The organism is Bacillus cereus group sp. MYBK5-2, assembly GCF_051915685.1.
GTDB lineage: Bacteria > Bacillota > Bacilli > Bacillales > Bacillaceae_G > Bacillus_A > Bacillus_A cereus.
The window spans coordinates 968,108-992,435 of the sequence record NZ_JBQAFE010000001.1 but is presented as its reverse complement, the minus strand read 5'-3'; the positions used below and the strand labels follow the sequence as shown (position 1 = coordinate 992,435).

The following is a 24,328-nucleotide window of genomic DNA, read 5'->3' as shown; positions in this document are numbered from 1 at the left end:
CTCAACAATCGATTACTTACATACTTGTAGCAATCCATTGCTGAGACGAGGGAATCGTGGTACCACTCAGCTTCCTTATACTTCTCACGAAATATAAGCTCTGCAAGTCCAATTAGACTTTTGTTTTTCTATCGGGAACAACCCCGCTACTTTTTACTAGTTTTCAAAAGTAGTGCTCCAAGGTGATTTTCAATGATTGAATTGTTACCACCCTCACAGCCTCGGGGCAGCTCTCTGAAACAATCTTTATCATTTACTCTCCTCTTCTACGCATTCTCTTCTTCTATTTTTAAAAATAAAAACTCTCGCCTCAGCAATCAACTACTACAATTTAGTAGCTTTGATTGCTGAGGCGAGAGTTTCGCGTTACCACTCAGCTTCCTTATACTTCTCACGAAATATAAGCTTTGTAGGTCCAATCAGACCTCCGTCCTTTTACCGGAGACGATGCCGCCGCCCTCTACTCAGTTTCCCTTTCGCAAGCGATGCTCCGAGGTGATCTTCAATGATTCGATTGTTACTACCCTCACAGCCTTGGAGTAGCTCTCTGAAACGATCATAATCATCTACTTTCCTCTTCTTTGCATATACAACATATAAAGTTAGAAAATTCTTAATTAACTTTTATTTGTTACACGTATTATAGGACGTTGTTCTTTTCGTTGTCAATATGTTTTTTCGAAAAAATCAAAATTCATTCTATTTATTTTTTCTCAAATCAAAATTGGAATGCATTACTTACATACACTCATATATTACTTAAGTATGTTTGCATTACTACATAAAGAAAAACTTATAAAGTTTATGAGGAGATAAGGAAACTATGTTAAAAGGGAAAGTAGCGTTAGTTACAGGAGCAAGCCGAGGAATTGGACGAGCGATCGCTAAACGTTTAGCAAATGACGGTGCATTGGTTGCTGTTCATTACGGTAGTCGAAAAGATGACGCTGAAGAAACTGTTCATGAAATTCGATCAGATGGTGGCCAAGCTTTTTCTATCGGCGCAAATCTAGAATCCTTACACGGTGTAGAAAACCTTTATAACGCTTTAGATACTGAATTACAAAAGCGCACTGGTGAAACACAATTTGATATTTTAATAAACAATGCTGGCATTGGTCCTGGTGCTTTTATTGAAGAAACGACTGAACAGTTTTTTGATAGAATGGTTTCAGTAAATGCAAAAGCTCCATTCTTTATCATTCAACTAGCACTACCACGTTTACGTGACAATAGCCGAATTATTAATATTTCATCCGCTGCCACCCGCATTTCTTTACCTGATTTTGTTGCATATAGTATGACGAAAGGCGCTATTAATACAATGACTTTTACGCTAGCAAAACAGCTTGGAGCACGAGGAATAACGGTGAATGCAATACTTCCAGGATTTATTAAAACAGATATGAATGCAGAACTCTTGAGCGACCCGATGATGAAGCAGTACGCTACTACTATTTCCGCTTTCAATCGCTTAGGTGAAGTAGAAGACATTGCCGATACTGCTGCATTCCTTGCTTCTCCAGACAGCCGCTGGGTTACTGGACAATTAATTGATGTGAGCGGAGGATCTTGTTTGTAAAAAACATATATTTTCAAATCTTTTTTATTGCGCAATAAAACAATTTATATAATACTATATAAAACATATACATTTAGGAGGATTACAGCAATGTCCGAAAAAACATACGAACTCGCAACCTTCGCAGGCGGTTGCTTTTGGTGCATGGTAAAACCATTTGATGAACTTCCTGGTATTCATAAAGTACTTTCTGGCTATGCAGGAGGTCATGTAGAAAATCCAACATATGAACAAGTAAAAGCTGGAACATCTGGACATTTAGAAGTTGTTCAAATTACATTCGATCCTTCTATTTTTCCTTATCAGAAATTACTAGACTTATATTGGCCACAAATCGATCCAACTGACGATGGCGGACAATTTTTTGACCGTGGTCCATCTTATCGTACCGCTATTTTTTACCATAACGAAACACAAAAAGGGCTTGCTGAAAAATCAAAACAAGCTCTTGCAGAAAGCGGTATGTTTAAAGATCCAATCGTGACTGAAATTCGTCCTGCTGCACCTTTTTACGAAGCAGAGGAATACCACCAACATTTCTATAAAAAGAATCCAGAGAAATATGCTACTGAGCAAAAAGAATCTGGGCGTGAAGACTTTATAAAAGAAAATTGGCAAAAAAAATAATAAAAACGCATCGTGCTTTTTTAGTACGTTGCGTTTTTATTTTTGATAAAAGTACCATACAATTAACAGAACAATTGCTGTTAGTGACCAAAGTATTATCTCGTTTTTCACTCTATTCTTTTTCTTAGTCATTTCATTCCCTCCTAATAACTATTAAACATATTCAATTTTTTCTTTGTTTAATTGTCCATCTTATATACGTGAATACATCCTTACAAATTCTAATAGCAAGACCACCAATAATTCCGATTGCAATGGAAATTACTAGCATCTGTCCAAAACTAAAAGAATTTGTGTACATTATGTAGAGAACGATACATATAAGTAAAACATCCGGTAAAGAAAGTAAAAACCTTTTAAGCATTCCTTTATCTCCTCTATACTTTTTAATTTATATCTTCTACTGTAATTTTGAAATAAAATTTGTTCAAAAATTCCATTTACACCCTCATTTTATGAAAAATAATAAGAATCCCTTTTCAAAAGAGATTCTTATTCAGCAGATTTAAGTTTAATTATTTTCTACATATCCTATTCCATAATTACTCCTAAAATAGAATAATATTACTAATGATTTATTGTAAATTGACTATTTGCCAGGTAACCGAATGTCGCGCCAGCTAACTACATCGCATTGGCCAAATTCATTATTACCTACCGCGATCACCGTGCCGTCTGATTTTAGTCCGACTGTATGTGCACAACCAGCCGCTATCGCTACAATATCTCTCCAATCACTTACGTTACATTGACCATACTCATTCCAACCCACTGCCACCACGGTACCGTTTGATTTAAGTCCGATTGTATGATTCGTACCAGCCGCTATTGCTACAATATCTCGCCAGCCACTTACATCACACTGGTTATGTTTATCATTCCCCACTGCTGTCACCGTACCGTCTCGTTTAAGACCAACAGTATGAAGATACCCAGCCTTGACCGCTACAATACCTCGCCAGCTACTTACATTGCATTGACCATATCGATTATTCCCCACAGTCGTCAATGTGCCGTCCAATTTAAGACCGACTGTATGCCAGTCACCCGCTGTGACTGCCACAATACCTTGCCAACCGCTTACATTGCATTCTCCTTCTTTATTTCGGCCCACCGCTACTACCGTGCCATCCGATTTCAGGCCAATAGTACGACGCCACCCTGCCGCAACCGCTACAATATTATGCCAATCGTTTACATCACATTGTTCATGCTTATTCCAACCCACTGCTACCGCAGTACTGTCACATGTAAGACCGATTGTATGAGCATTACCCGTGTTCGTTGCCATATGAACATTGCCCACTGCGACTGCTTCAATATCTCGCCAGCCACTTACATTACATTCCCCTTCTTTATTCCGGCCCACCGCTACTACCGTGCCATCCGATTTCAGGCCAACTGTATGACAACGCCCCGCCGCTATCATATCTTTGGGCCATCGCTTCACTTTTTCTTTCGATAAAAGGTAATCCATGTTTTACCTCCTTGCATATAAGCAACTGTATCATAATAGATATTTTTATCAAATTTCATTATAAATCTACATTTACAAAGAAAGCTTATTGTACTTCTTCAAAAAATAAAAACCTCCAGTTTAAATACTAGAGGTTTTCTCGTTATTTCTTCAAGCGTTCAATAAAATCGTTCAATTTATCTAGCGATTTCATATTCTGATTGCAAGCTACACCATCTTTGCAAATGTAGTTTCCCTTTTTAACGAAAGTTCCTGGTACATCGCCTTTAATTTCAACTAAAAACATTCCTACTTCTTCATGTCCATGACATAACGAACAAATGCTTTTTTTATTTAAACTTTGGAACGTTCCTTGCAGACCAACAAATTTATTTTTATCATTTTTCGCTATAATAAATTTCCTGCTTGACCCCTTATCAATCCAGCTTAAATAAGATATTTCTTTCATATCCATTTCTTCCATATCAGGAAGTTTTAACTTTTTCGCTTTAGGAAATAATTTTTTTAATGTTTGTGCTGTAACTTCTTGAAACGGAATTACATACGGATTTATTTTCATTAAAAATGATTCTGCATCTTCTCTATTTTGAACTGTTAATACCGTATCAATTAACTCTTTCTGTTCATCCGTTAAATTCTCAAATACATGTATTATCTTTTCAATCGCAAGCGATTTTAACGCTTGAATTACACCTCTATCATTTGCCGTTGCATGCCCGTTTGCTAAAATATAAGCTTGTGATTTTATAAAATTATATTGATCACTTCTAATAAACGCTTCCATCTTTATCACTCCATACAAATTGTTGATCTAGTTTTATTGTATACAATGATTACGTTTTTTGATATGTAAAAGATAACTTAGAAACAAACATTACATATATCACTTATTCTCTACCGCTGCATTTCCTGACAAAAGAAGCCATCATCTGTTTTCCATTCCGCATATAATACGTCTTCAAATTTAGTAATTCCTTTTTGCTTTATTTGTTTATAAAGCCATCCTTCATCAAATCCCGCTTCCCTCAAATTATCCTTAACTACTTTTCCATCACTAATTAATGAAATTGGTAAGTATACAGGCTTATGTTTTAAACTTAAATCATTTATAGTAGGAGATTCGTATTTACTTTTTTTCAGAACGCTTATGTTTCCGTTCGGTTCCAATATCATATATTCAACTTCTCGGATTGAAAATATATCTTTTTGTTGCCTAAGCATTTGTTGTAATTGGTTTATATCCAAATGATTTACGCTTAATTGTTCACGATCAATCTTTCCATTACGAATAATAATTGAAGGATATCCTTCAAAAAACCTTCTTGTTCCTCTTACTTTTTGTGTTATCACTTCTATAGTATAAATTAAAATTACCCAAACAAATACTGAATATAAAATAGACCATACTTTAATTTTAGGATCATATATTGAATTTCCAACGAGCTCACCTAGGACGATTGCAGAAATAAAATCAAATGGCGTTAGCTGAGATATTTGTGTTTTCCCTAATATTTTTGTAGCAATTAATAGAACAAAAAAACCAACTAAAAGCTCTATCGTTATTTGTCCAATATGATTCATATATGTTCACCTTTCTACTTTTCAAATGCTCTGTATACCATTTAATAAAAAAACGGCACATTTTTTCTATTATCATGCCCATTCACACCTCATATATCCAATACATATAAAACAAAAAGAGTCTGATTCAAAGTAATATATGAATCAGACTCTTTTCCTCTTATTTAGAATACACAATCTTTTTAATCGTTTCCCCAGAAAGAAAATATTCTTCTGCAAGTTGATGAATAGCAATCCCACTTTTAAAAGCTTCTTTAATTGCTTTATTTCTTTCATCTAGTTGTTTTCTTCCGCCAGATCGTGTACCCCATTTATAATGTTTCGTTTCTTGTTTCGGAATGTAAATTGTTTCACCTTGTATATACTTTTGAATTTCAGTAATTAAACTCTCCGGTAAAACAGCATTAGCTTTTACGTATTTCATTTCTGCTCGCCCCTTATTTTTTATGGTTCATTTCAATAAGGTGCAAAGCCAAATATAAAAAATGATACGAGCTCATATAGGCGATTGTATATTACTTGTCTACCTCACGCAAAGTATCGCCATTTCCATACTTGGCTTTGCATGAGACGTTGCAGTGTCTGGCAATTGAATTATAATCGCCATATAAACACCTCCTAATATACCTTTTGCATTTTATTATATGATAAATTCCTTCTCCTTGCATCCACACCCTTCTTAAAGCACGAAATTACTTAGTTTGATATAATACTTTTTAATTGAATCAAAAATCATTGTGAGGTTACATTATGAAGAAAAAAATTATCATTACAATCGTTACACTATTCTTTATTATCACGGCATTATTCGGAACATACAAATTGATGAACGCAAGAAGCTTTCAATTATTTGGATATTTAACACAACGTGTAGAAACAAATGAAAAAGTGATCGCTTTAACTTTTGATGATGGCCCTACTAACAATGTAAAACAAATATTACCGCTACTAGATAAATACAACGCTAAAGCTACTTTCTTTTTAATTGGAAATGAATTAGAGAAAAATCTATCGTTAGGTGAAGCTATCGCGCAATCTGGGCACCAACTTGGAAACCATACATATTCTCATAATAGAATGGTTTTCAAAACACCTTCTTTTATTAAAGGTGAAATAGAAAAAACGAATTCATTAATCCGCCAAACAGGATTTACAGGCGAAATTGATTTTAGGCCCCCTAACGGTAAGAAGTTAATAGGGCTGCCATATTATTTAAATAAAAACAATATCGAAACAATCACATGGGATCTTGAGCCCGATACTTTTTATAAATCTGCGGCTGATAAAATTAAATACGTTAATAAAAATGTAAAGCCAGGTTCTATCATTTTACTGCACTCTATGTATGATGAGTCTAATGAAAATTTACAAACGATTGAAGGTATTTTAGATTCTTTATCTAAGAAGGGCTATCAGTTCGTAACAGTAAATGAATTGCAAAAAAGAGCAAAATAAAAAGGTAGCGTATCTTTGTATGATACGCTACCTTTCTTTTTATATAATGCCAAGTACATTTAAGAATACGATAATAATCGCAATTGGTGCGATATAACGAAGTAAGAATAACCATAATACGAATAGTTTATAACCTTTATTTTTACTTACACCTAGCTCTTTCATTAATACATCTTTCTTCATTTTTAAAGGAACAAAGATAGAAACTAATAATACACCAAGTGGCATTAATACGTTACTTACTGCATAGTCCGCTAAATCAAAGACTGTCTTCCCGAAAATCTTCAGATCACTTAATATACCGAATGATAATGCTGATGGTACCCCAACAACGAAGATTAATAACCCTACGATTAAGGCCATTTTTTCACGTTTCCCTTTACCTTTTGATGTTAACGATGCAACACTAATTTCTAACATCGAAATTGCTGATGTAATCGTAGCGAAGAAGAATAGTAATAAGAAAACAATGAAGAATAATTTTCCGAACGCCATTTTACTGAAAATAGCTGGCAACACGATAAATAATAGTCCCGGCCCTTGAGATGGTTCCATTCCAAATGCGAACACAACTGGGAAAATTGCAAGTCCTGCAAGTAATGTAATAACAAGAGTTAAGGCTACGATAGAAAATGCTGAACGTGGTAAGCTTTCTTCTTTCGGTAAGTATGAGCTATACGTTACCATAACGGCTACCCCGACAGATAATGAGAAGAACGATTGCCCCATTGCGTATAATATAACTTCTGATGTTACATGTGAGAAATCAGGTTGTAAGAAGAAACGAACGCCTTCTCCAGCACCATCTAATGTAAGTGCACGAACGATTAATACAAAGAATAAAACGAATAATGCTGGCATGAAATATTTATTTACTTTTTCAACACCATTTTGTACACCTTTACTTACGATGAAAATAGTAATAAGGATGAATAATAGCTGTGATCCAACTGCTAAATATGGATTGGAAATGATTTCACCAAACGTAGCTTCGTATGCTCCATTTCCTTCCCATAGTCTACCTGTAATTGCATTCCATAAATATAATAAAATCCAGCCTCCTACAACACTGTAGAAAGAAAGTAATATGAAACATGTTACAATTCCTAATTTACCTAACCAAGGCCATAACGTTTTAGGAGCAATCTCTCTATATGCATCGACAGCCTCTTTTTGTGTACTTCTTCCAATAACAAATTCAGCTAATAATAGCGGTAAACCAATTAATAATGTGAAACCGATGAAAATTAAGAAGAACGCTCCGCCTCCTCCAATGCCGGCCATATATGGGAATTTCCAAATCGCCCCAAGACCAATTGCCGAACCTGCTGCAGCTAATACGAAACCTAATTTCGATGTCCATTGCTGTGAATTCATTTGTTAATCTCCTCTCTATCTCTTTTTCTTTGTTACAATTCGGTATTTATATTGTTCTATCAATACTCTTTTCTAATACGTTCACTTCCTCCCTAATAATAAAAAAACGCCCCTACGTAAATACGTAGGGACGACAAAATTATCGCGGTACCACCCTAGTTGTGAAGAACACTAAGAAACCACCTAAATAAAAACGCCCCTACGCAAAAACGTAGGGACGATAAAATATCGCGGTACCACCCTAGTTATGAAGCCACACCAAAGTTAGGACCTAAATAAAAAACGTCCCTACGTAAATACGTAGGGACGATAAATATCGCGGTACCACCCTAGTTGTGAAAAAATCTTCACCACTTTATTTGATAACGGTATAAACTACCGTCTTTCATTTCCTCAAAATATGAGATTTATGAAAGATGCTCCAGGACGAACTTCATGAATAATCTATATACTGATTCACACCAACCATCAGCTCTCTGAAATAGGGAGATATTCACTACTATACCCTTTCATTGCCCAAATATTATTTTCCGAATTGATTACTATCATTTTTATCACACATTAAAAATAGTGTCAACTTATATTTCGAATTTTTATGTATTACAATCTATTTAAAAATTCGAAATATAAGTTTTAGTTTAGAAAACAAGTAGCTTAGTACATAACGAATTCTAACAGGCAATAGAAAAAGAATTACGTATTATTGATACTTATTCAATAATACAAATCATCTAGAAACATAACCTGTCTCTCTGTATTCATTTTTTAAGAGTTTGATGGATACCAAGAAAATTTCGCATCACTATCCAGTGGTCTATTTTTCGTTTCTTCTTTAATTACACGAAACCATTCATTTAGAATTTGAGTTTTGGGCAATTGAGCAGCAAGGCTATCTTCCCAAATTATATGTGAGAACCAGGCTTTCGTTTCCCATTCAAACTGCAATTGTGCGAACGAAATTATAGGATGATCAGCTCCACGAAATTGCTCATTTACTGCATTTGAAACTTCTGGAGCTTGCGGTAACAACTCGTTCTGAATTCTATTTCTTATCGTCTCATTTTCTAGCTGATCCCAGAAATACAATTGCCCATTTATTTGATAAAAAATATCAAATGAAGCCTCACCTTTCTTCAAATTCAATAACACGAAGGCACGTTCCACATCATTGTCAGCCGCTTTTACAGCATTAACAATTATATTTTGTGCCATTGATACCCAGTAACTAGTCGCTTCCTCTACCGGTGATTCAACATACAATTCTTCACTTAATTCATGAAGAGTAGCTTCTTGCTCATTTACTTTTTCAACTTTTTTAAAAAACCTATTAAAAAACCCCATAACTTCCCCCTTATTACTATTTTCTATTTCACAAAATAAAAAATAGATTTTTCTTGCTCATCCACATTTACTCCTGGCGCGTATGTATGAACTTGTTGCAACACTTCTTCTATTAGCAACTCTAACTCCTGCACACTTTTTTCTGGATTCCCTATTAATGTGTCCGCCATACGTTCATATAATTTTTCAGGTTTAATAGTCATTCGTTCCACATTATTAGGCATCCATTTAAACGCTGGATGATGTACGTACATTTTATTCAAACCAAATAAAACACCGAATATGTTCCTTTGTACTTCGCAAATAACGTCATAAAGCATAAGCCAATCTTTCCGTTTTAAAAGCGCCTTTCGATTGTGCCAACGATTACTTAACCATAGATTTTCTGAAATCATCCGTTTTGCTAGTTCATCTGGATATGCCGCTACTTTTTCTTTTAATTCATTCACTTTCCCTTCTCCATACAAACTAACACCATCATGAATGGATGATACAATACATTGTTTTTCATAACTTATATCATATTGATCCACCACATCCGAAATCACTTTCTCTACTGTCTCTGTTAAAAAGTTACTAATCTCTAATTTAATTCCCTCTTTCGTTAAATACGTTTCCGACCATTCTTCTTCCTCATACGGATGATACGATAATATTTTCCCATCAATATGATAAATAGGGGCCCTACGATCCTCATCTTCCGGCGGTGTTGACCATAAAATATGTAATTCTATATCTGAATGTTCATCTTCAAGCCTTCTAGCTACTGAACCCGCTAAAATAATAGCTTCTACTTTCGGATTTTTCCTATAAATCTCTGACATCTCTATCGCTTTCTCTTTTAATCCCATTTCATTTCCCCCTAAAATTGCAGTAATCCCCTATATTTCATTTATCTATTTCGATATTACAGCTTGCATTACCTTTTCAAATTCCTACTTAATCATATTTCTATCCAATAGCGCTGAATAACTTCACCAGTACGAGAAGAAACTACTTCATTTTCTAACACACCTCCAACCTTTTGAATCGTTTTAGCAGAACCGATATTGGATTTATCGCAAGTTATTAATACTTTCTGCAATCCTAATTTTTGCGCTTCAGCTAATGCAAGTTGTAGTTGTTTCGTAGCGTAACCGTGGCGACGTTTATTCGGATGGACACTATATCCAATATGACCACTTTCCCGTAATAATTCTGGATTTAATCTATGTCTAATATTCACAAAACCTATAAGTTCCCCTTTTTCAAAACTTAAAAACTGACTAGATGACACTCGATTAGCTAGTAAGTTTTCTCCTAGTTCTTGTTTACTCACTTTTTCAAACCATTCATCAAGAGAATCAAAGTTTTGTAAAGAACTACTTCCATGTGGTTGTTCCCCTGAGTGTAAAAACGCTCGTCTATACGCCGTAATATGCTCACTATATTCATGGATTGGTTTTAATAGTTTCATTGTTCTTCTCCCCCTCTTCATTCCATAAAACAAACACCTTAATAGCAGCTATTCACTATTAAGGTGTTTCTATCCTTTTTATTCAAATAACCCCATGCTCAAATAACGTTCACCTGTATCAGGCGCAATACATAAAACTTTTTTACCAACGCCTAGGCGTTTCGCTATCATGATTGCAGCGTAAACAGATGCTCCAGAAGATGGCCCAACTAATAATCCTTCTTGTCTAGCTAAGTTTCTCATTGTCGTTAAAGCCTCTTCATCTGCAATTTGAATAATTTCGTTATACACTTCTGTATTTAAGTTTTTCGGAATAAATCCTGGGCTTGTTCCTACTAGTTTATGAGGACCTGGTACACCACCGGATAAAACGGGAGATCCTTTCGGTTCCACTACTGCAATATATAAGTTTGGCAATTTCTCTTTTAACGTTTCACCAGTCCCTGTAATCGTTCCGCCTGTTCCTGCCGTTGCAACAAAAGCATCAAGCTCTCCATCCATTTGTTCGTAAATTTCAAGTGCAGTCGTATAACGGTGAATATTCGGATTAGCTGGATTTTCAAATTGTTGCGGGATAAAACTATTCGGTATTTGTTTTTGCAGTTCTAACGCCTTCGCAATTGCTCCTGGCATTCTTTGTTCTGCTGGTGTTAAAACTACTTCTGCTCCGTATGCTTTCAATAAATTAATACGCTCTTTTGACATATTATCTGGCATAATTAAAATCGCTTTATACCCTTTAGCTGCTGCATTCATCGCTAAACCAATCCCTGTATTCCCGCTTGTCGGTTCAATAATTGTATCTCCTGGTTTGATGAGACCATTCTCTTCTGCAACGTGAAGTAAATTATAAGCAGCACGGTCTTTCACACTGCGCGATGGATTAAACATTTCTAGTTTCACATACACATCTGCTGCGTCTTCCGGAATAAATTTAGATAATCGGACGACAGGTGTATCTCCTATTAATTCCGTAACGTTTTCACACAATTTCATAGCGCATCCCCTATTCTATCGTTTTCTTATCACTTGGCAGTAACCATGAAGTGAGTCCAATTAATGGTAGACAACTACATAATAGCATAATAAATTGCAGGCTATATACATCTGCTAATTTCCCAAGAACTACAGCACCTAATGCTCCAAGTCCAAATGCAAGACCTACGATTAATCCTGACACCATTCCCACTTTTCCAGGCACAAGCTCTTGTGCATATACAACAATTACACTAAAACTACTTGAACTAATAAAACCGATACATAAAAATAACGGTACGACCCACACAAGTGAGACATGTGGTAATAACAGTGCAAGTGGCGCTGAACCTAACATTGAAAATACGATGATATTTTTCTTACCAAATCGATCTGCTAACGGTCCTCCGAAGAAAGTGCCTAACACACCAGCAATCATAAATGCGAATACGAAATACTGGGCATTTTTTATAGATAAACCGTAATGCTCTATTAAGTAAAATTGATAGAAATTCCCGATACCAGCACCGTACCAAGAGCGTACAAAAGTAAGAAAAACAAGAAGTATAATAACGAATTTAATGTGTGTACTTACAATTGCATTTTCCGCCTCAAGTGCAGCCCTCTTCTTCCTTCTTACAGCACCGGTTGCTAATTCATTTTTGTACCAATTCGATACGAAAATTAATAATGCAATTCCTACTGCTGCAAATGCTGTAAAACCCAATGAACCAATTTGACCGAGTGGAACGAAAATTAGCGCTGTAAAAATAGGAGCTAAAGAATTCCCCGTGTTTCCCCCAACTTGATAAATCGCTTGCGCTAACCCTCGTTTTGCACCTGCCGCCATATACGCAACACGAGCGCCTTCTGGATGAAAGACTGCGGAACCTAAACCAATAAATAAAACAGAAATAATAACAATAATAAAGTTTGGTGCAAACGCGAGTCCAATCATTCCAAGCATACTTGAAAACATGCCGAGTGGTAATAAAAATGGTGACGGCTTCTTATCTGAATACATACCAAACACCGGTTGCATAATCGATGACGTCATATTTAACGCAAACGCAATCCACCCTACTTGCATATAGGATAAATTCATCGTTTTTTCCAAAATAGGAAACAACGCCGGCACAACTGCTTGCATCGAATCATTTAAAAAATGTCCAAAGCTAATCGCAAATAATATTCGATATATTGTCGGTGTTTCTACTGTGTTTTTTTGCGAAACTGCCTGCATATGTGAATCGCTCCTTTCTGTACAAAAAATATATTTATTACAGTAGGTGTAATAAATTCTGACTTTTGAAACATTTCTATTCTATACTGCTTTCATTTCTTTTTCCAGAAATATAACTTAACTCCCATCATTGACTTGCATCCTTGTAACTTTCAGCAGTAAAACATTATAGAAAAAGGCAACCCAATCACAAACTGGGTTGCCTCTTACATTAAATTGCAAAACGCTTATACTTCTCGTAATCGCTCGTCTTACATTCCACTTCTAGTTTCGTACCTTCATTTTCATAACTCGTTGATAAAACGTGCGCATGATTATTGAAATACGAAACTACCTGTCCTTGATCATACGGAATTAACATTTCACATTTCGTATATTCTTTATAAATATGGGAACGAATCATTTCTACAAGCTCTTCCATTCCAACATGTTTCTTCGCAGATAAATACACGCGGTCTTCTTGTACTTTCGGAATTTCAACATCCACCATATCTGATTTGTTATAAGCATAGATCGTTGGAATATTTTCTACTCCAATTTTCTTTAACGTTTCATTTGTAATATCAATTAATTGTTCATAATTTGGATTTGCGTAATCTACGACGTGAATAAGTAAATCTGCTTCCGCTACTTCTTCTAACGTTGAACGGAACGCCTTCACAAGATGATGTGGTAATTTACTTACAAATCCAACTGTATCTGTTAATAAAAATGATTTATTATCTGGCAAATCAATATTTCGTACAGATGTTTCTAACGTCGCAAATAACATATCTTTTTCAAATACTTGCTTTTCTTCTGTACCATTATAAATTTCAAGCATTGCATTCATCGTCGTTGACTTTCCTGCATTCGTATAACCTACTAATGCTACAACAGGTATTTCATTTTTCTTACGTTGCTTTCGCTGTGTTTGACGCTGAGCAACGAGCGCTTCTAAATCTTTATTTAAAACTGAAATTTGTTCTTCAATTTTACGACGATCTAACTCTAACTTTTTCTCACCGACACCTTTATTTTTCGTACCAACGCCGCCGCTCTGTCTTCCTAACGATTCACGAAGACCGATTAAACGAGGCATCATGTACTGAAGATGTGCTACTTCTACTTGTAGCTGTGCTTCTTTCGTTTTCGCACGTTGCGCAAAAATATCTAAAATTAAAATGGTACGATCAATTACCTTACAATCTAAATCCTCTTCTAAATTTCGAATTTGTGAAGGAGATAATTCATCATTAAAGATGACCATATTCGCATCTATTTCGCGTACATACGCTGCTACTTCTTCAATCTTTCCTTTTCCGATATAATGCGACGGATTTACTCGTTGTAAATTTTGCGTTACTTGCCCAATTACCTCTACATCGCAGGCTTCCGCAAGATTTGTTAACTCTTCCATCGAATACGCAAAATCATCTTCATTACCTACATTTACTCCAACTAAAACTGCTCTTTGTAATACTTCTTCCATATATTTATTCCTCCATTTCGATTACGTAAAATAAAAAACACAGGTCGCTGCCTGTGTTTTCGTAAACGGATAAGGGTTCACCAAAGAAATAGAAGAAAGCTATGCTTTCATCCTATTTTATAGTCAAAAAGTCCCAAGATCGTATACGTATCCACAATAAGCGTTCACCTATACAATCCCATTCTATTTATAAAGGCAAAACAAAAAGAGGGCGTATTCTTCCCTCCCTCTTTTTCACATATAAGCTTAATAAAGGGTTCCTTTAAAATAGGCAGACCAATCCCGTTCACTCTGTACACAGACAGAGCCTTTGAGCGCTATTCAATTATTGGCACAAAGTATTGAGACGTAATCTGATTAAGATCAAAGGAAGCCCCTCCGTTCATTTTAAGTTACATAAAGTGTAGCATAAGTAATTCGCTTTCACAAGGTTTAACAACCTATATCACACGAAAGAAAATCGTTATATTTTTACTTTAATCGTCATTTTTTGCGAGTTTTTCTCACAATAAAAATAACAAAAACAATCATCAATAACAAACCAATGGAAATAATAGCAACTTGCCGCCAATTTAAACCGCTCACCATCTCACCTTTTAAATCCACTTTCTTCGTCGGAACAGACTCTTTTGCAATTTGACTTAAAGCCGCTTTGTCCGCCCCTGCCTCATCCAATCTCTTCGTTCCACTACAACTATTTGTGTGTAATTGTTTTTCTGATCCTCTTTGAGTAGAAAATACTAAGTACCCTCCTCCTTCTACAAAGCGAAACATACAATCACCACCCTTTGTATATACGATAATTTGCGAAGAAGTTGTCCCTTTCCAAATTTTCTTCACTTCAAATAACACTTCAGTTCCAACCTCAATTACTTTTCCCTCAAACACTACATCGTTTTTTTGAAATGCAGCTTCTGTTGATACTTTAATACAATCACAAGCATAAGATTTCTCAGGAAAAATAATAAGAATAAAGCTACAAATGATGACGACAGGAAACATGTGTAAAATCCTTTTCAAGGAGCTTAACTCCCTTCATTATCAATTTTAGAAACTTCTCGTATATTATTTTTACAGCACTCGCCAAATTCCTTCATAGTAAGTTAAGTATTATCGTTTTAATACAACAAAAATCTTTATTGACATTTTTATAACCTAATATTAGTATCAGGTTATAAAAAATAAAAGTTAGGAGATGTTCCTATGCATTCTAAATCTCGTATTACTGCAATTGGTACTTATGTTCCAGATCAAATATTGTCTAATAACGATTTAGAAAAGATGGTCCATACGAATGATGAATGGATTGTACAAAGAACAGGAATAAAGGAAAGAAGAATCGCTAGTGACGAAGAATACTCCTCAAACTTAGCCATTAAAGCAATTAAAAATTTATGTACAACATATAAGAAAAACTTAGAAGATGTCGACTGTATCATTGTCGCTACTACTACTGCTGATTACATTTTCCCTAGTGTTGCTTGCCAAATACAACAATACTTCAACATACCTCATACACTAGCTTTTGATTTAAATGCAACTTGTGCTGGTTTTACATATGGACTACACGTCGGTAATAGCTTAATCACTTCTGGATCACATGAAAAAGTACTTGTCGTAGCGACAGAGACATTATCTAAAGTTACTGATTATACCGATAGAACGACCTGTATTTTATTCGGTGATGGTGCTGGAGCTATTTTATTAGAAAGAGATGAAAACACCCCAAGCTTTATCGCTGCTCACATGGGAACAAACGGTGATGGCGGCATTCATCTATATAGAACAAACTTATCTACTACTATGAATGGCACACCACTGCAAACAAATGAAAAAATCGTTCAAAATGGAAGAGAAGTATATAAATGGGCAACACGCACAGTACCAAAAGGCATAAAAAATTTATTACATACCGTAAATATGCAAGTAGATGATATAGACTGGTTCATACCCCACAGCGCTAACTTACGAATGATCGAATCTATTTGCGAAAAATCTCAAATTCCAATACAAAAAACATTAACGAGCGTGGAATATATGGGGAATACCTCTTCAGTCACCATTCCACTCGCTCTAGATTTAGCTATAAAAGAAGGAAAGTTAAATAATGGAGACACACTTTTACTATACGGATTCGGTGGTGGTCTTACACATTTAGGGCTTATTGTAGAGTGGAATTTAATTTAAGTGTATAAAAAGAGGCTCTAGTCAGTAACTAGAACCTCTTTTTCATTTAATTTCTTGCCTCTTTTCGAGACCATATCACAACAGGAATAAGTAATAACGCTAACACGCCTCCAGCCAATGACAATGCCGCATAACTTGAATTCGCTACTACCATACCTGACATCGCTCCACCAGAAGCTCCAGCTAGCGCAATAAAAACATCTATTTTCCCTTGTGTTTTAGCACGTGTAGACGGTGTTGTGGAATCAACGATTTGTGCTGTACCACTAATCAATCCGAGGTTCCATCCTAGCCCAAGTAAAGACAGAGCAACGATTAATAGTAATAAAGAATCACTTGGCGCTATCGCAGCTATGACACCCGCTGCAAGTAAAATCACTCCACCAGCTATGCTCATTGTAGTTCGGCCAATTTTATCAATTAACATTCCTGTAACGAGAGATGGAAGATACATTGCACCTACATGAAAACCTATCACAAGTCCTACTGCACTTAAACCGTGACCGTGGTGTCCCATATGAACTGGCGTCATCGTCATAATCGCAACCATCACGATTTGCGTAAGTATCATTACGATTGCTCCAACTGTAATACCTCGTTTATTTTCTTTCACTTCTTCTGTTATTGGTTGCCCTTTATATGTATGTTCCTGTTTATATCTTTCTATTATGTTAGCAATAATTAACGGATCTGGACGAAGCATAACAAAAAGAACTAGACCCGCCAGTATAAATGCTGCTGCCGATAGTATGAACGGACCTGCAAGTTTAGGAACTCCAATTGAATGCGCAAAACTACCCATTACTCCTACTAAATTTGGTCCTGCAACTGCACCGAAAGTCGTCATTACCATCGTAATACTAACAGCCGTTGCTCTCTGCTTCTTATCTGCTAAATCTGTACCTGCATAACGAGCTTGTAGATTCGTGGCTGTACCGGCACCATATATGAGTAAAGAAATAAGTAAAAGAATAATGCTATTCGTTAAAGCTGCCATTACAACACCAATTGCTCCAAATCCACCTACTATAAACCCTGTTGCAAGACCTATCCGGCGTCCATATCGTTGCGAAAGCTTCCCTACTATGAAAGCTGCTAATGCTGATCCCAATGTAAACATAGCAGTTGGTAATCCTGCAAATGCATCTGTTCCAAGCATTTGCTGCGCAAGAAGTGCTCCCACTGTAATACCAGCAGCTAGTCCTGCACCGCCAAACATTTGTGAAATGCTGACGATTATTAACGTTCGTTTGTATAGTTTTTGTTGCTCTTCTTCTGTGTACACATGATTATCTATTAAAGCCCCTGCCTTATCTAGCAATTCCCCATCCTCCTTTTAAAATTAATCCCTCTTGTTAATGTACTATGTATAACGTTACATATTCAATGGCATTTTCCATTCATCCCTTTCATTCTAAAAAACTTTCTAATCATACTCGACTTATCCCATGCTATATTAAAAATACTACTATTCACAATATGCAAGGAGAAAACAATGAAAAAACAGGCTAATAGCAGCCTGTTTTCCTTTACGCTTCTTCTACTATCCTTCCCTTTCTCTTTTTACTCAAAGCTTTCCCTTCCCAAAACAACAAACTTACGAAAGCACAAATTAAAATAATTGGCACACTTGCTTTATATAAATCTGTAAAACTCATAGCCATCTGATTCTTGGCATAATGATTCACATCATTTGAAAATGTGAGTACCTCTTTCTTTATACTTTCCCCTTGTTTTTCAACTTCTTTTGTCACTTTCCTCATAACTTCTTCTCTTTTTACATCTCTATATTCTACTGGAACTTTTCTTAATATTTCATCCGTCTTGTCGCGAATCAATTCTTCCTTTTTCTCTTTACTTAATCCCATTGTCATTGCATTTTGTTTCTTATTTATATTCGACTCTAAACTTTGATTCTCTATTTTCTCTTTAGTCATTTGTAAAATTTCAGTTTGCTCAGTACTATTCACATGAATAGTACGCACCTTTTCTTCTGCATAACGATATACTTTTTCTTTATTTACAGTTAAATTGTGAGTTAAGTTAGAGACAAATATTGCGACTGCCAATACAATTCCAACTTGTCGTAACATTGATACAACACTTTGAGAAGCAGTTAACAATTCTCCTTCAAACGAAGACGCACTTAAAACTGTAATTGGCCCCACTACTAAACCATATCCAACACCTAATATCATACATGGAATAATAATTTCTATATTTGTTGAATGAACATCAATCATTTGCAACCAATAGTAGGAAAGCCCCATAACAAGAAATCCTGACAAAATAATAGTTACTTTTCCGAGTTTTTTAATTAAAGTTGCTGCAACTGGTGAGACAAAAAATATCATTGCTGAAATAGGTGTCACTAAAAAAGCCGCTTCAATTTCCGTTCGACCCTGTAGTTTCGTCAAGAACGTTGGAAGCAATACAGTAACTCCAATTAAAAATAAATTACTTAATATAACAACGATAGACGCTCCGACAAACATTCGATCTTGAAATAACTTTAAATTCACCATTGGATTATGAATCTTTCGTTCTACTAAAACAAATAGAATAAGAGAAATAGTGCTAAGTGCATAACAAGACAAAGCAATATTACTTTGCCATCCCCATGTATTACCTTTTACTAATATGAGAGTAAATGAAAAAATTGCTGTGCTACTTAATAGTAGTCCTATCCAATCTATTTTTGAGATAATACGTTCTTCATTTTTTATTTGTAGCATGATGCAACATAACACGATTCCTATTATACAAACCGGAACATTAACGAAGAACACCCATCTCCATCCTAAATTTTGCGTAATAATTCCACCTATTACTGGTCCCATAGCAGCTGACAATCCTTGTGTTACTCCTAAAATTGCAAGCGCAACATGCCTCTTAGCTAATGGCATAGCTGATACACCAATTACCATACTTGTTGGAAATAAAATCGCTGCCCCAATACTTTGTATAAAACGAGAAAAAATAAGAAAATCACCTGTATTAGCAAAAGCGCAAAGTACCGATCCACCACCAAAAATCACCAGACCAAGAATATACATCTTTGCTTTTCCAAAAATATCAGCTATCCGCCCTAACGGAATGGCAAGTACTGCAATCGTCATTGTATAAACATTTAATACCCAAGACATCTTTTCTAATGAAGTATTTACACTCGATTGTATTGCCGGTAAAGCTATATTCATAATTGTCGTATCAATCATACAAAGAAAGATACCTAGACACATTAAAAAGACAATCTTAATACCCTTTGATTGCTCCATCTTTATATACCCCTTTATTTATTGTGAATGCGTTTTTCATTCTTCTGTTTTATTGTTTTCTTTTGCCTCTAACTCTTCTAATTTTCTCTTCAATGTCTCCACTTGTGCACTATACGATGCAATACCTACATCTAGTGAAATTTCTTCGACGAAAGTAATACCTACTCTCCACTTTTCATATTTCAATCGAAGATCTGCAATGTACGCTTCTTTTCTTTCAATTTCATCTTTAATCCATTTTTTTATTGTCACATCATCACTATAGTTGCCAAAATACATTCTCATTAAAAAATCCGAACGTAAAACATCCTTCTCTACAGGCGTCTGCATGTATTGATAAAACTCTTCACGTCCTTCATCTGTAATAAAGTACATTTTCTTATTCGGTTTCCCCTCTTGCATGACAACCTCTTTTTTTATTTTCCCTTCATTCTCCAATTGTCGTAACGTTGGATAAATCATTCCAAAACTTCCATCAAAAAAATGAGTAAATACGTCTTCAAACACAATTTTAATATCGTAACCAGACAATTCCTTTTCCATTAATAAACCTAAAACAACATCTCTTCCCTTCAAAGTAAAACCCCCACATAGTATATAATCAACAATCATATTAACAATGTTAATATGATTGTTGATTATATACCTTATTCTGTTAATTGTAAAATGTTTCTAAATAAAAAAGCCCCATAATTTGGTTTCACCAATTCACAGGACCATTTTCTTTTTTACTCTTTCACACCTACATCTTGCAAAACTTCAATATCCTCTTTCATTTCATAATAATAAGAAGGCAATTCTATACCATGTTCTAAGAAATAATCCTCAATGAATGAAATAATGATTTTTAACGTTTTCACACGGGCATACAATTTATCGTTACTTTCAATAATATGCCACTTCGCATTTGGCTTACTTGTTTTTTCAAACATGTCTTCCATTGCTTCAACATATTCATCCCATTTTTCACGATTACGCCAATCTTCGTCTGTAATTTTCCATCTTTTCAAAGGATTTTTCTCTCTATCTTTAAATCTCTTTAACTGTTCCTCTTTACTTATATGGTAGAAGAACTTCCCTATTATGTAATGGTCATCTGTTAGTAGTTTTTCAAAATCATTAATCTCATCATATGCTCTCATCCACTCTTCCTTTGTAGCAAATCCTTCAACACGCTCAACTAACACACGACCGTACCATGAGCGATCAAAAATGGTGATTTGCCCGTACTGTGGAATTTTGCACCAGAAACGTTGCAAATAATGGTAACGTTTTTCATGAGGTGCAGGCGCTCCAATTGGATTTACTTGGAACCCACGCGGGTCAAGATGTTCCGTCACCCGCTTAATTGCCCCACCTTTACCAGCCGCATCCCATCCTTCCATAACAAGCATAACCGCGATTTTTTCTTCTTTCAAAATTTGCTGTAATGCTAATAAGCGCCTTTGATATTTTTCGAGTTTCTTGTTGTACTTAGATTTTGATTCAATTTTTTTCGTTAAGTCTACTTTAGCAAGATGTCCATTTTCCATAAAACAAATCCCCCTTGTTGTATGACAATGTTATTTTAACATATCCATTGGGATTTTTTTCAAATCCAAATTTATTTTGACAAACAATCGCACCTCTTCTTTATATCGATAAATTAATATTACTGATATACTTTTAAGCATCCTTAAGCACATCTATTATTAATTACAAAAACAAAAAAGGAGACTATGCAAAAAATCTCTACACAGCTTCCTTTTTTTAATATATATGTCGCTTAATTAGAAAGATTAACAATAAAAAATAGGAACTCCATCAATTCACTCATACTACAAACGAATGACAGGCGGAATACCTCCTTCTGGTAAAAAATAAGCGAATACTGTAAAGCCAATAATTAAAATTGAAAATAATGTTATTATAATTCCACCTGGTAGTGTTAGAAAAAGGGTATTCGGCCTTCTCTTCATAGAGAAAATCATCGAGTATACCCCCAGAAGAAGACTTATTATAGCAATAGTTACATAAGCAACTACTGCATACCATGGATTGAGTTCTAATAAAACACCAGAAATAAATATATACAAAAATAATAATTGTAAAAAAATACTGCTTCCCATACTTATGAGTTCTTTCAATATATCCTCCCCTAAAATCGTATGGTATATTATCTCAAAAAGAGAAGATAATAACAAGTAAATCCATTAAAGAATGGGAGCTCTAAAAAATGAAACGAAAAATATTAACTCTCTTTACGCTTATATGTTTAGCACTACCAATGCAAGCTAATGCTTACACATTTCAGTCACTGCCGATTGCGTCAAAGTCTAAACAATGGTATGTCGAAATTGATAAATCTCATAACTCAAACAAGCAAGCAATTCAGCCAAAACAAGGTGTATTTGATACGTATAGTTTACTCGTAAAAAACATCGGTCATGATGTATCAAATGTATCTGTGGAAATACTTGATAACAACCCTACCTCTAAAGCTACCTTTAAACCTACTACACCTAATGAAAATATTTCTAAAAGTCATACAAGCTTTGACTACATGGTGTTCCCATTAGACTTTAATAGTCATAATTTTAAAGTTGTGATCACTTGGGAAGAAAAGAATTTCTCTTATAACGGCCATCCGGTAAATGAAGGTAAAAAAATGAAACAAACATTTGTATTTAATGAAGAATAAGTCCTAATTTCTTTAGGGCTTATTCTTCATTTTTGAAACCTGCTTGTATCGCTTCCGTCACTTCTTTTGTGATTTCTAATTTTGTTGCTTCCATACTAATTTTTTTGTGCCAAATGTGTATGGAAGGCTTTTCATTACAAAGATGTTTTATTAATACTAGTTGATTATATGCTAAGTTATTTTCTATATAGGTCTAGCCCTCTTTTCCCATATAATCAATTAAATCGACGAATACTCGGTACAGACAATGCGATTCCAATTGTTAAAATTACTAAACTAGCTAGTGTTATAATAGTTATCTCGCCACCTATGACAGTAGCTAACCAGCCTACAACTACGTATCCTACTGGCAATAAAGCAAAAGAACCCAACATATCAAGGCTTGCCACTCTTCCGAATGCTTCTTCTGGTACAAGCTCCTGTAAACTCGTTTCCCAAATGAGTCCAAATATCATCATGCCAAATCCTTCAATTGCCATTAAGAATATTAAAGCGGGTGCCCAAGAAATGAATGGCATAATTAATAAAGCAATGCCACTCATTAAAACACCTCCATAAGCCAGTAATCCTCTCTTATGCCACAGCTCTTTCCCACCAAATATTAATGCGGCAATTACAGCCCCACCACCAGAAAAGGCCATGCCAAGCCCATACACGTAAGCTTCAAAATGATGATGAACATTAAATAACCATGGAATTAATACGACGATAATGCCGGCATAACAAATATTTATAAAAGAAAAAACTAAAATTGTAATCCACAGCCACGGATGACTTTTTAAAACTAAAACACCTTCCATAAACTCTTGTTTGTAATTAAGCTTACTCTTTTCAATGGGTTTTACTTTTTTAAACTTAATTTCTTTTAAAAATAATAAACATAAAAATGATAATAAGTACGTTGCTGCATCTAGTCCGAAACCTATCCCTGCAGATGCAACCGATACGATTAATCCACCAAGTGCTGGCCCAATTAATCGTATACCTTGATTACTCATTTGAGTGAGTGCGTTAGCTGCATTACGAATTTCAGGGACGAATACTTTCGCCCTTACAGCAGAATATGCTGGTTGGAATATCCCTTCCATAAGTCCGTATATGGCAACGAGAATATATAAAATCGTAATTGTTAATAAATCCATAAATATAAGCGATGCAAGTAATAGCATTAATATACAGCGGATTATATCCGTAAATAACATTAACCTAACCCGATCAATTCGGTCTACAATTAAACCCGCAAACGGTAAAGCAAGAATATTAGGTAGCATGTACATTGCCATCGTCATCCCCATTACAACTGTTGAACCAGTTAATGAATACACAACAACTGGAAGTATGACCATAGTTATCGAACTACCTAAGGCCGAGAGTAATTGTCCAATCCATAAAAACTTAAAGTGCGTTGATACTTTAACTGGTAATAATAATTTTCCAATATAACCTAAACTTTTCTCCTTTTGTATTTCCCCTTGCATGTCTCTCTCCTCTTTTCAAATGACTATAGAATACATAATATATGACTGAAAATTTATAATATTATATTTCTAATTATATAAGAAACAATTATGTTATGGTAAAATTATCAAAAAAATATA

Annotated in this window: 24 protein-coding genes and 2 other annotated features; of the genes, 5 read left to right on the top strand and 19 right to left on the bottom strand. The window is 35.1% G+C overall.

Translation table 11 applies throughout. From position 1 onward, the window contains the following. Positions 1 to 38: 38 nt before the first annotated feature. Positions 39 to 278, bottom strand: a binding site (T-box leader). A gap of 545 nt (positions 279 to 823) precedes the next feature. Then, positions 824 to 1,582: an SDR family oxidoreductase gene (locus ACTFP3_RS05380; RefSeq protein ID WP_000911822.1), complete on the top strand. Its 759-nt coding sequence runs from the start codon at positions 824 to 826 to the stop codon at positions 1,580 to 1,582. Positions 1,583 to 1,672: 90 nt separating this feature from the next. Next, positions 1,673 to 2,209 (top strand): peptide-methionine (S)-S-oxide reductase MsrA, encoded by a 537-nt coding sequence (msrA, locus tag ACTFP3_RS05375; RefSeq protein WP_001291883.1) that lies wholly within the window; start codon positions 1,673 to 1,675, stop codon positions 2,207 to 2,209. Between the two features lie 163 nt (positions 2,210 to 2,372). Here msrA and ACTFP3_RS05370 read toward each other — a convergent pair whose 3' ends face one another. The 5 genes from ACTFP3_RS05370 to ACTFP3_RS05350 form a co-directional block, all read right to left on the bottom strand. Next, positions 2,373 to 2,573, bottom strand: a complete 201-nt coding sequence (locus ACTFP3_RS05370; protein ID WP_000919314.1) for a hypothetical protein — start codon at positions 2,571 to 2,573, stop codon at positions 2,373 to 2,375. 225 nt (positions 2,574 to 2,798) lie between these two features. Further along, complete coding sequence (locus ACTFP3_RS05365; RefSeq protein ID WP_326035987.1) at positions 2,799 to 3,686, bottom strand: chromosome condensation regulator; 888 nt, start codon at positions 3,684 to 3,686, stop codon at positions 2,799 to 2,801. Positions 3,687 to 3,828: 142 nt separating this feature from the next. After that, a complete protein-coding gene (locus ACTFP3_RS05360) occupies positions 3,829 to 4,470 on the bottom strand; it encodes a FusB/FusC family EF-G-binding protein (protein ID WP_000387074.1) in 642 nt (213 codons plus the stop codon). A 110-nt stretch (positions 4,471 to 4,580) separates the two neighbouring features. Then, positions 4,581 to 5,267 (bottom strand): DUF421 domain-containing protein, encoded by a 687-nt coding sequence (locus ACTFP3_RS05355; RefSeq protein ID WP_001015543.1) that lies wholly within the window; start codon positions 5,265 to 5,267, stop codon positions 4,581 to 4,583. 160 nt (positions 5,268 to 5,427) lie between these two features. After that, a complete protein-coding gene (locus ACTFP3_RS05350) occupies positions 5,428 to 5,691 on the bottom strand; it encodes a CD3324 family protein (RefSeq protein ID WP_000878325.1) in 264 nt (87 codons plus the stop codon). 326 nt (positions 5,692 to 6,017) lie between these two features. On the opposite strand from ACTFP3_RS05350, the gene ACTFP3_RS05345 reads away from it, so the two are divergent. Continuing rightward, positions 6,018 to 6,722 carry a polysaccharide deacetylase family protein gene (locus ACTFP3_RS05345; protein ID WP_061113561.1) on the top strand — a complete coding sequence of 235 codons (705 nt, stop codon included), beginning with the start codon at positions 6,018 to 6,020 and terminating at the stop codon, positions 6,720 to 6,722. A 39-nt stretch (positions 6,723 to 6,761) separates the two neighbouring features. Here ACTFP3_RS05345 and ACTFP3_RS05340 read toward each other — a convergent pair whose 3' ends face one another. From ACTFP3_RS05340 to ACTFP3_RS05305, 8 genes are all read right to left on the bottom strand, one after another. Next, positions 6,762 to 8,099 (bottom strand): sodium-dependent transporter, encoded by a 1,338-nt coding sequence (locus ACTFP3_RS05340; protein ID WP_001088187.1) that lies wholly within the window; start codon positions 8,097 to 8,099, stop codon positions 6,762 to 6,764. A gap of 299 nt (positions 8,100 to 8,398) precedes the next feature. Beyond that, positions 8,399 to 8,621: a binding site (T-box leader), on the bottom strand. A 243-nt stretch (positions 8,622 to 8,864) separates the two neighbouring features. Then, entirely contained in the window at positions 8,865 to 9,440 is a 576-nt protein-coding gene (locus tag ACTFP3_RS05335; protein ID WP_000505545.1) for a hypothetical protein, read from the bottom strand. 23 nt (positions 9,441 to 9,463) lie between these two features. Continuing rightward, on the bottom strand, positions 9,464 to 10,291 hold the full coding sequence (locus ACTFP3_RS05330) for a DUF4037 domain-containing protein (RefSeq protein ID WP_000523181.1): 828 nt from the start codon (positions 10,289 to 10,291) through the stop codon (positions 9,464 to 9,466). Between the two features lie 92 nt (positions 10,292 to 10,383). Further along, positions 10,384 to 10,896, bottom strand: coding sequence for a GNAT family N-acetyltransferase (locus ACTFP3_RS05325; protein ID WP_000771277.1), 513 nt, complete (start codon positions 10,894 to 10,896; stop codon positions 10,384 to 10,386). A 78-nt stretch (positions 10,897 to 10,974) separates the two neighbouring features. Then, on the bottom strand, positions 10,975 to 11,892 hold the full coding sequence (gene cysK, locus ACTFP3_RS05320) for a cysteine synthase A (RefSeq protein ID WP_000762273.1): 918 nt from the start codon (positions 11,890 to 11,892) through the stop codon (positions 10,975 to 10,977). A gap of 10 nt (positions 11,893 to 11,902) precedes the next feature. After that, positions 11,903 to 13,114, bottom strand: a complete 1,212-nt coding sequence (locus ACTFP3_RS05315) for an MFS transporter (protein ID WP_001149413.1) — start codon at positions 13,112 to 13,114, stop codon at positions 11,903 to 11,905. Positions 13,115 to 13,325: 211 nt separating this feature from the next. After that, positions 13,326 to 14,585 carry a GTPase HflX gene (hflX, locus tag ACTFP3_RS05310; RefSeq protein WP_000393291.1) on the bottom strand — a complete coding sequence of 420 codons (1,260 nt, stop codon included), beginning with the start codon at positions 14,583 to 14,585 and terminating at the stop codon, positions 13,326 to 13,328. Positions 14,586 to 15,068: 483 nt separating this feature from the next. Continuing rightward, a complete protein-coding gene (locus tag ACTFP3_RS05305; RefSeq protein ID WP_326035986.1) occupies positions 15,069 to 15,605 on the bottom strand; it encodes a cobalamin biosynthesis protein CbiN in 537 nt (178 codons plus the stop codon). Positions 15,606 to 15,788: 183 nt separating this feature from the next. Between ACTFP3_RS05305 and ACTFP3_RS05300 the strand changes: the two genes are divergently transcribed. Next, a complete protein-coding gene (locus ACTFP3_RS05300; RefSeq protein ID WP_440009533.1) occupies positions 15,789 to 16,772 on the top strand; it encodes a ketoacyl-ACP synthase III in 984 nt (327 codons plus the stop codon). 46 nt (positions 16,773 to 16,818) lie between these two features. On the opposite strand, the gene ACTFP3_RS05295 is transcribed toward ACTFP3_RS05300, so the two are convergent. From ACTFP3_RS05295 to ACTFP3_RS05275, 5 genes are all read right to left on the bottom strand, one after another. Beyond that, the gene (locus ACTFP3_RS05295) at positions 16,819 to 18,093 is read right to left on the bottom strand and encodes an MFS transporter (RefSeq protein WP_326035985.1); all 1,275 of its coding nucleotides are present in this window, start codon (positions 18,091 to 18,093) and stop codon (positions 16,819 to 16,821) included. A 208-nt stretch (positions 18,094 to 18,301) separates the two neighbouring features. Then, entirely contained in the window at positions 18,302 to 20,050 is a 1,749-nt protein-coding gene (locus ACTFP3_RS05290; protein ID WP_086412153.1) for an MFS transporter, read from the bottom strand. 36 nt (positions 20,051 to 20,086) lie between these two features. Further along, a complete protein-coding gene (locus ACTFP3_RS05285; protein ID WP_006916931.1) occupies positions 20,087 to 20,626 on the bottom strand; it encodes a PadR family transcriptional regulator in 540 nt (179 codons plus the stop codon). Positions 20,627 to 20,778: 152 nt separating this feature from the next. Continuing rightward, positions 20,779 to 21,582 carry a polyphosphate kinase 2 family protein gene (locus tag ACTFP3_RS05280; protein WP_069355390.1) on the bottom strand — a complete coding sequence of 268 codons (804 nt, stop codon included), beginning with the start codon at positions 21,580 to 21,582 and terminating at the stop codon, positions 20,779 to 20,781. Positions 21,583 to 21,867: 285 nt separating this feature from the next. After that, positions 21,868 to 22,176 carry a hypothetical protein gene (locus tag ACTFP3_RS05275; protein WP_033691776.1) on the bottom strand — a complete coding sequence of 103 codons (309 nt, stop codon included), beginning with the start codon at positions 22,174 to 22,176 and terminating at the stop codon, positions 21,868 to 21,870. Between the two features lie 89 nt (positions 22,177 to 22,265). Here ACTFP3_RS05275 and ACTFP3_RS05270 point away from each other — a divergent pair, with 89 nt between their 5' ends. After that, on the top strand, positions 22,266 to 22,730 hold the full coding sequence (locus ACTFP3_RS05270) for a hypothetical protein (protein ID WP_049107139.1): 465 nt from the start codon (positions 22,266 to 22,268) through the stop codon (positions 22,728 to 22,730). A gap of 215 nt (positions 22,731 to 22,945) precedes the next feature. On the opposite strand, the gene ACTFP3_RS05265 is transcribed toward ACTFP3_RS05270, so the two are convergent. Beyond that, positions 22,946 to 24,208, bottom strand: coding sequence for an MFS transporter (locus tag ACTFP3_RS05265; RefSeq protein WP_098273001.1), 1,263 nt, complete (start codon positions 24,206 to 24,208; stop codon positions 22,946 to 22,948). Positions 24,209 to 24,328 lie beyond the last annotated feature (120 nt).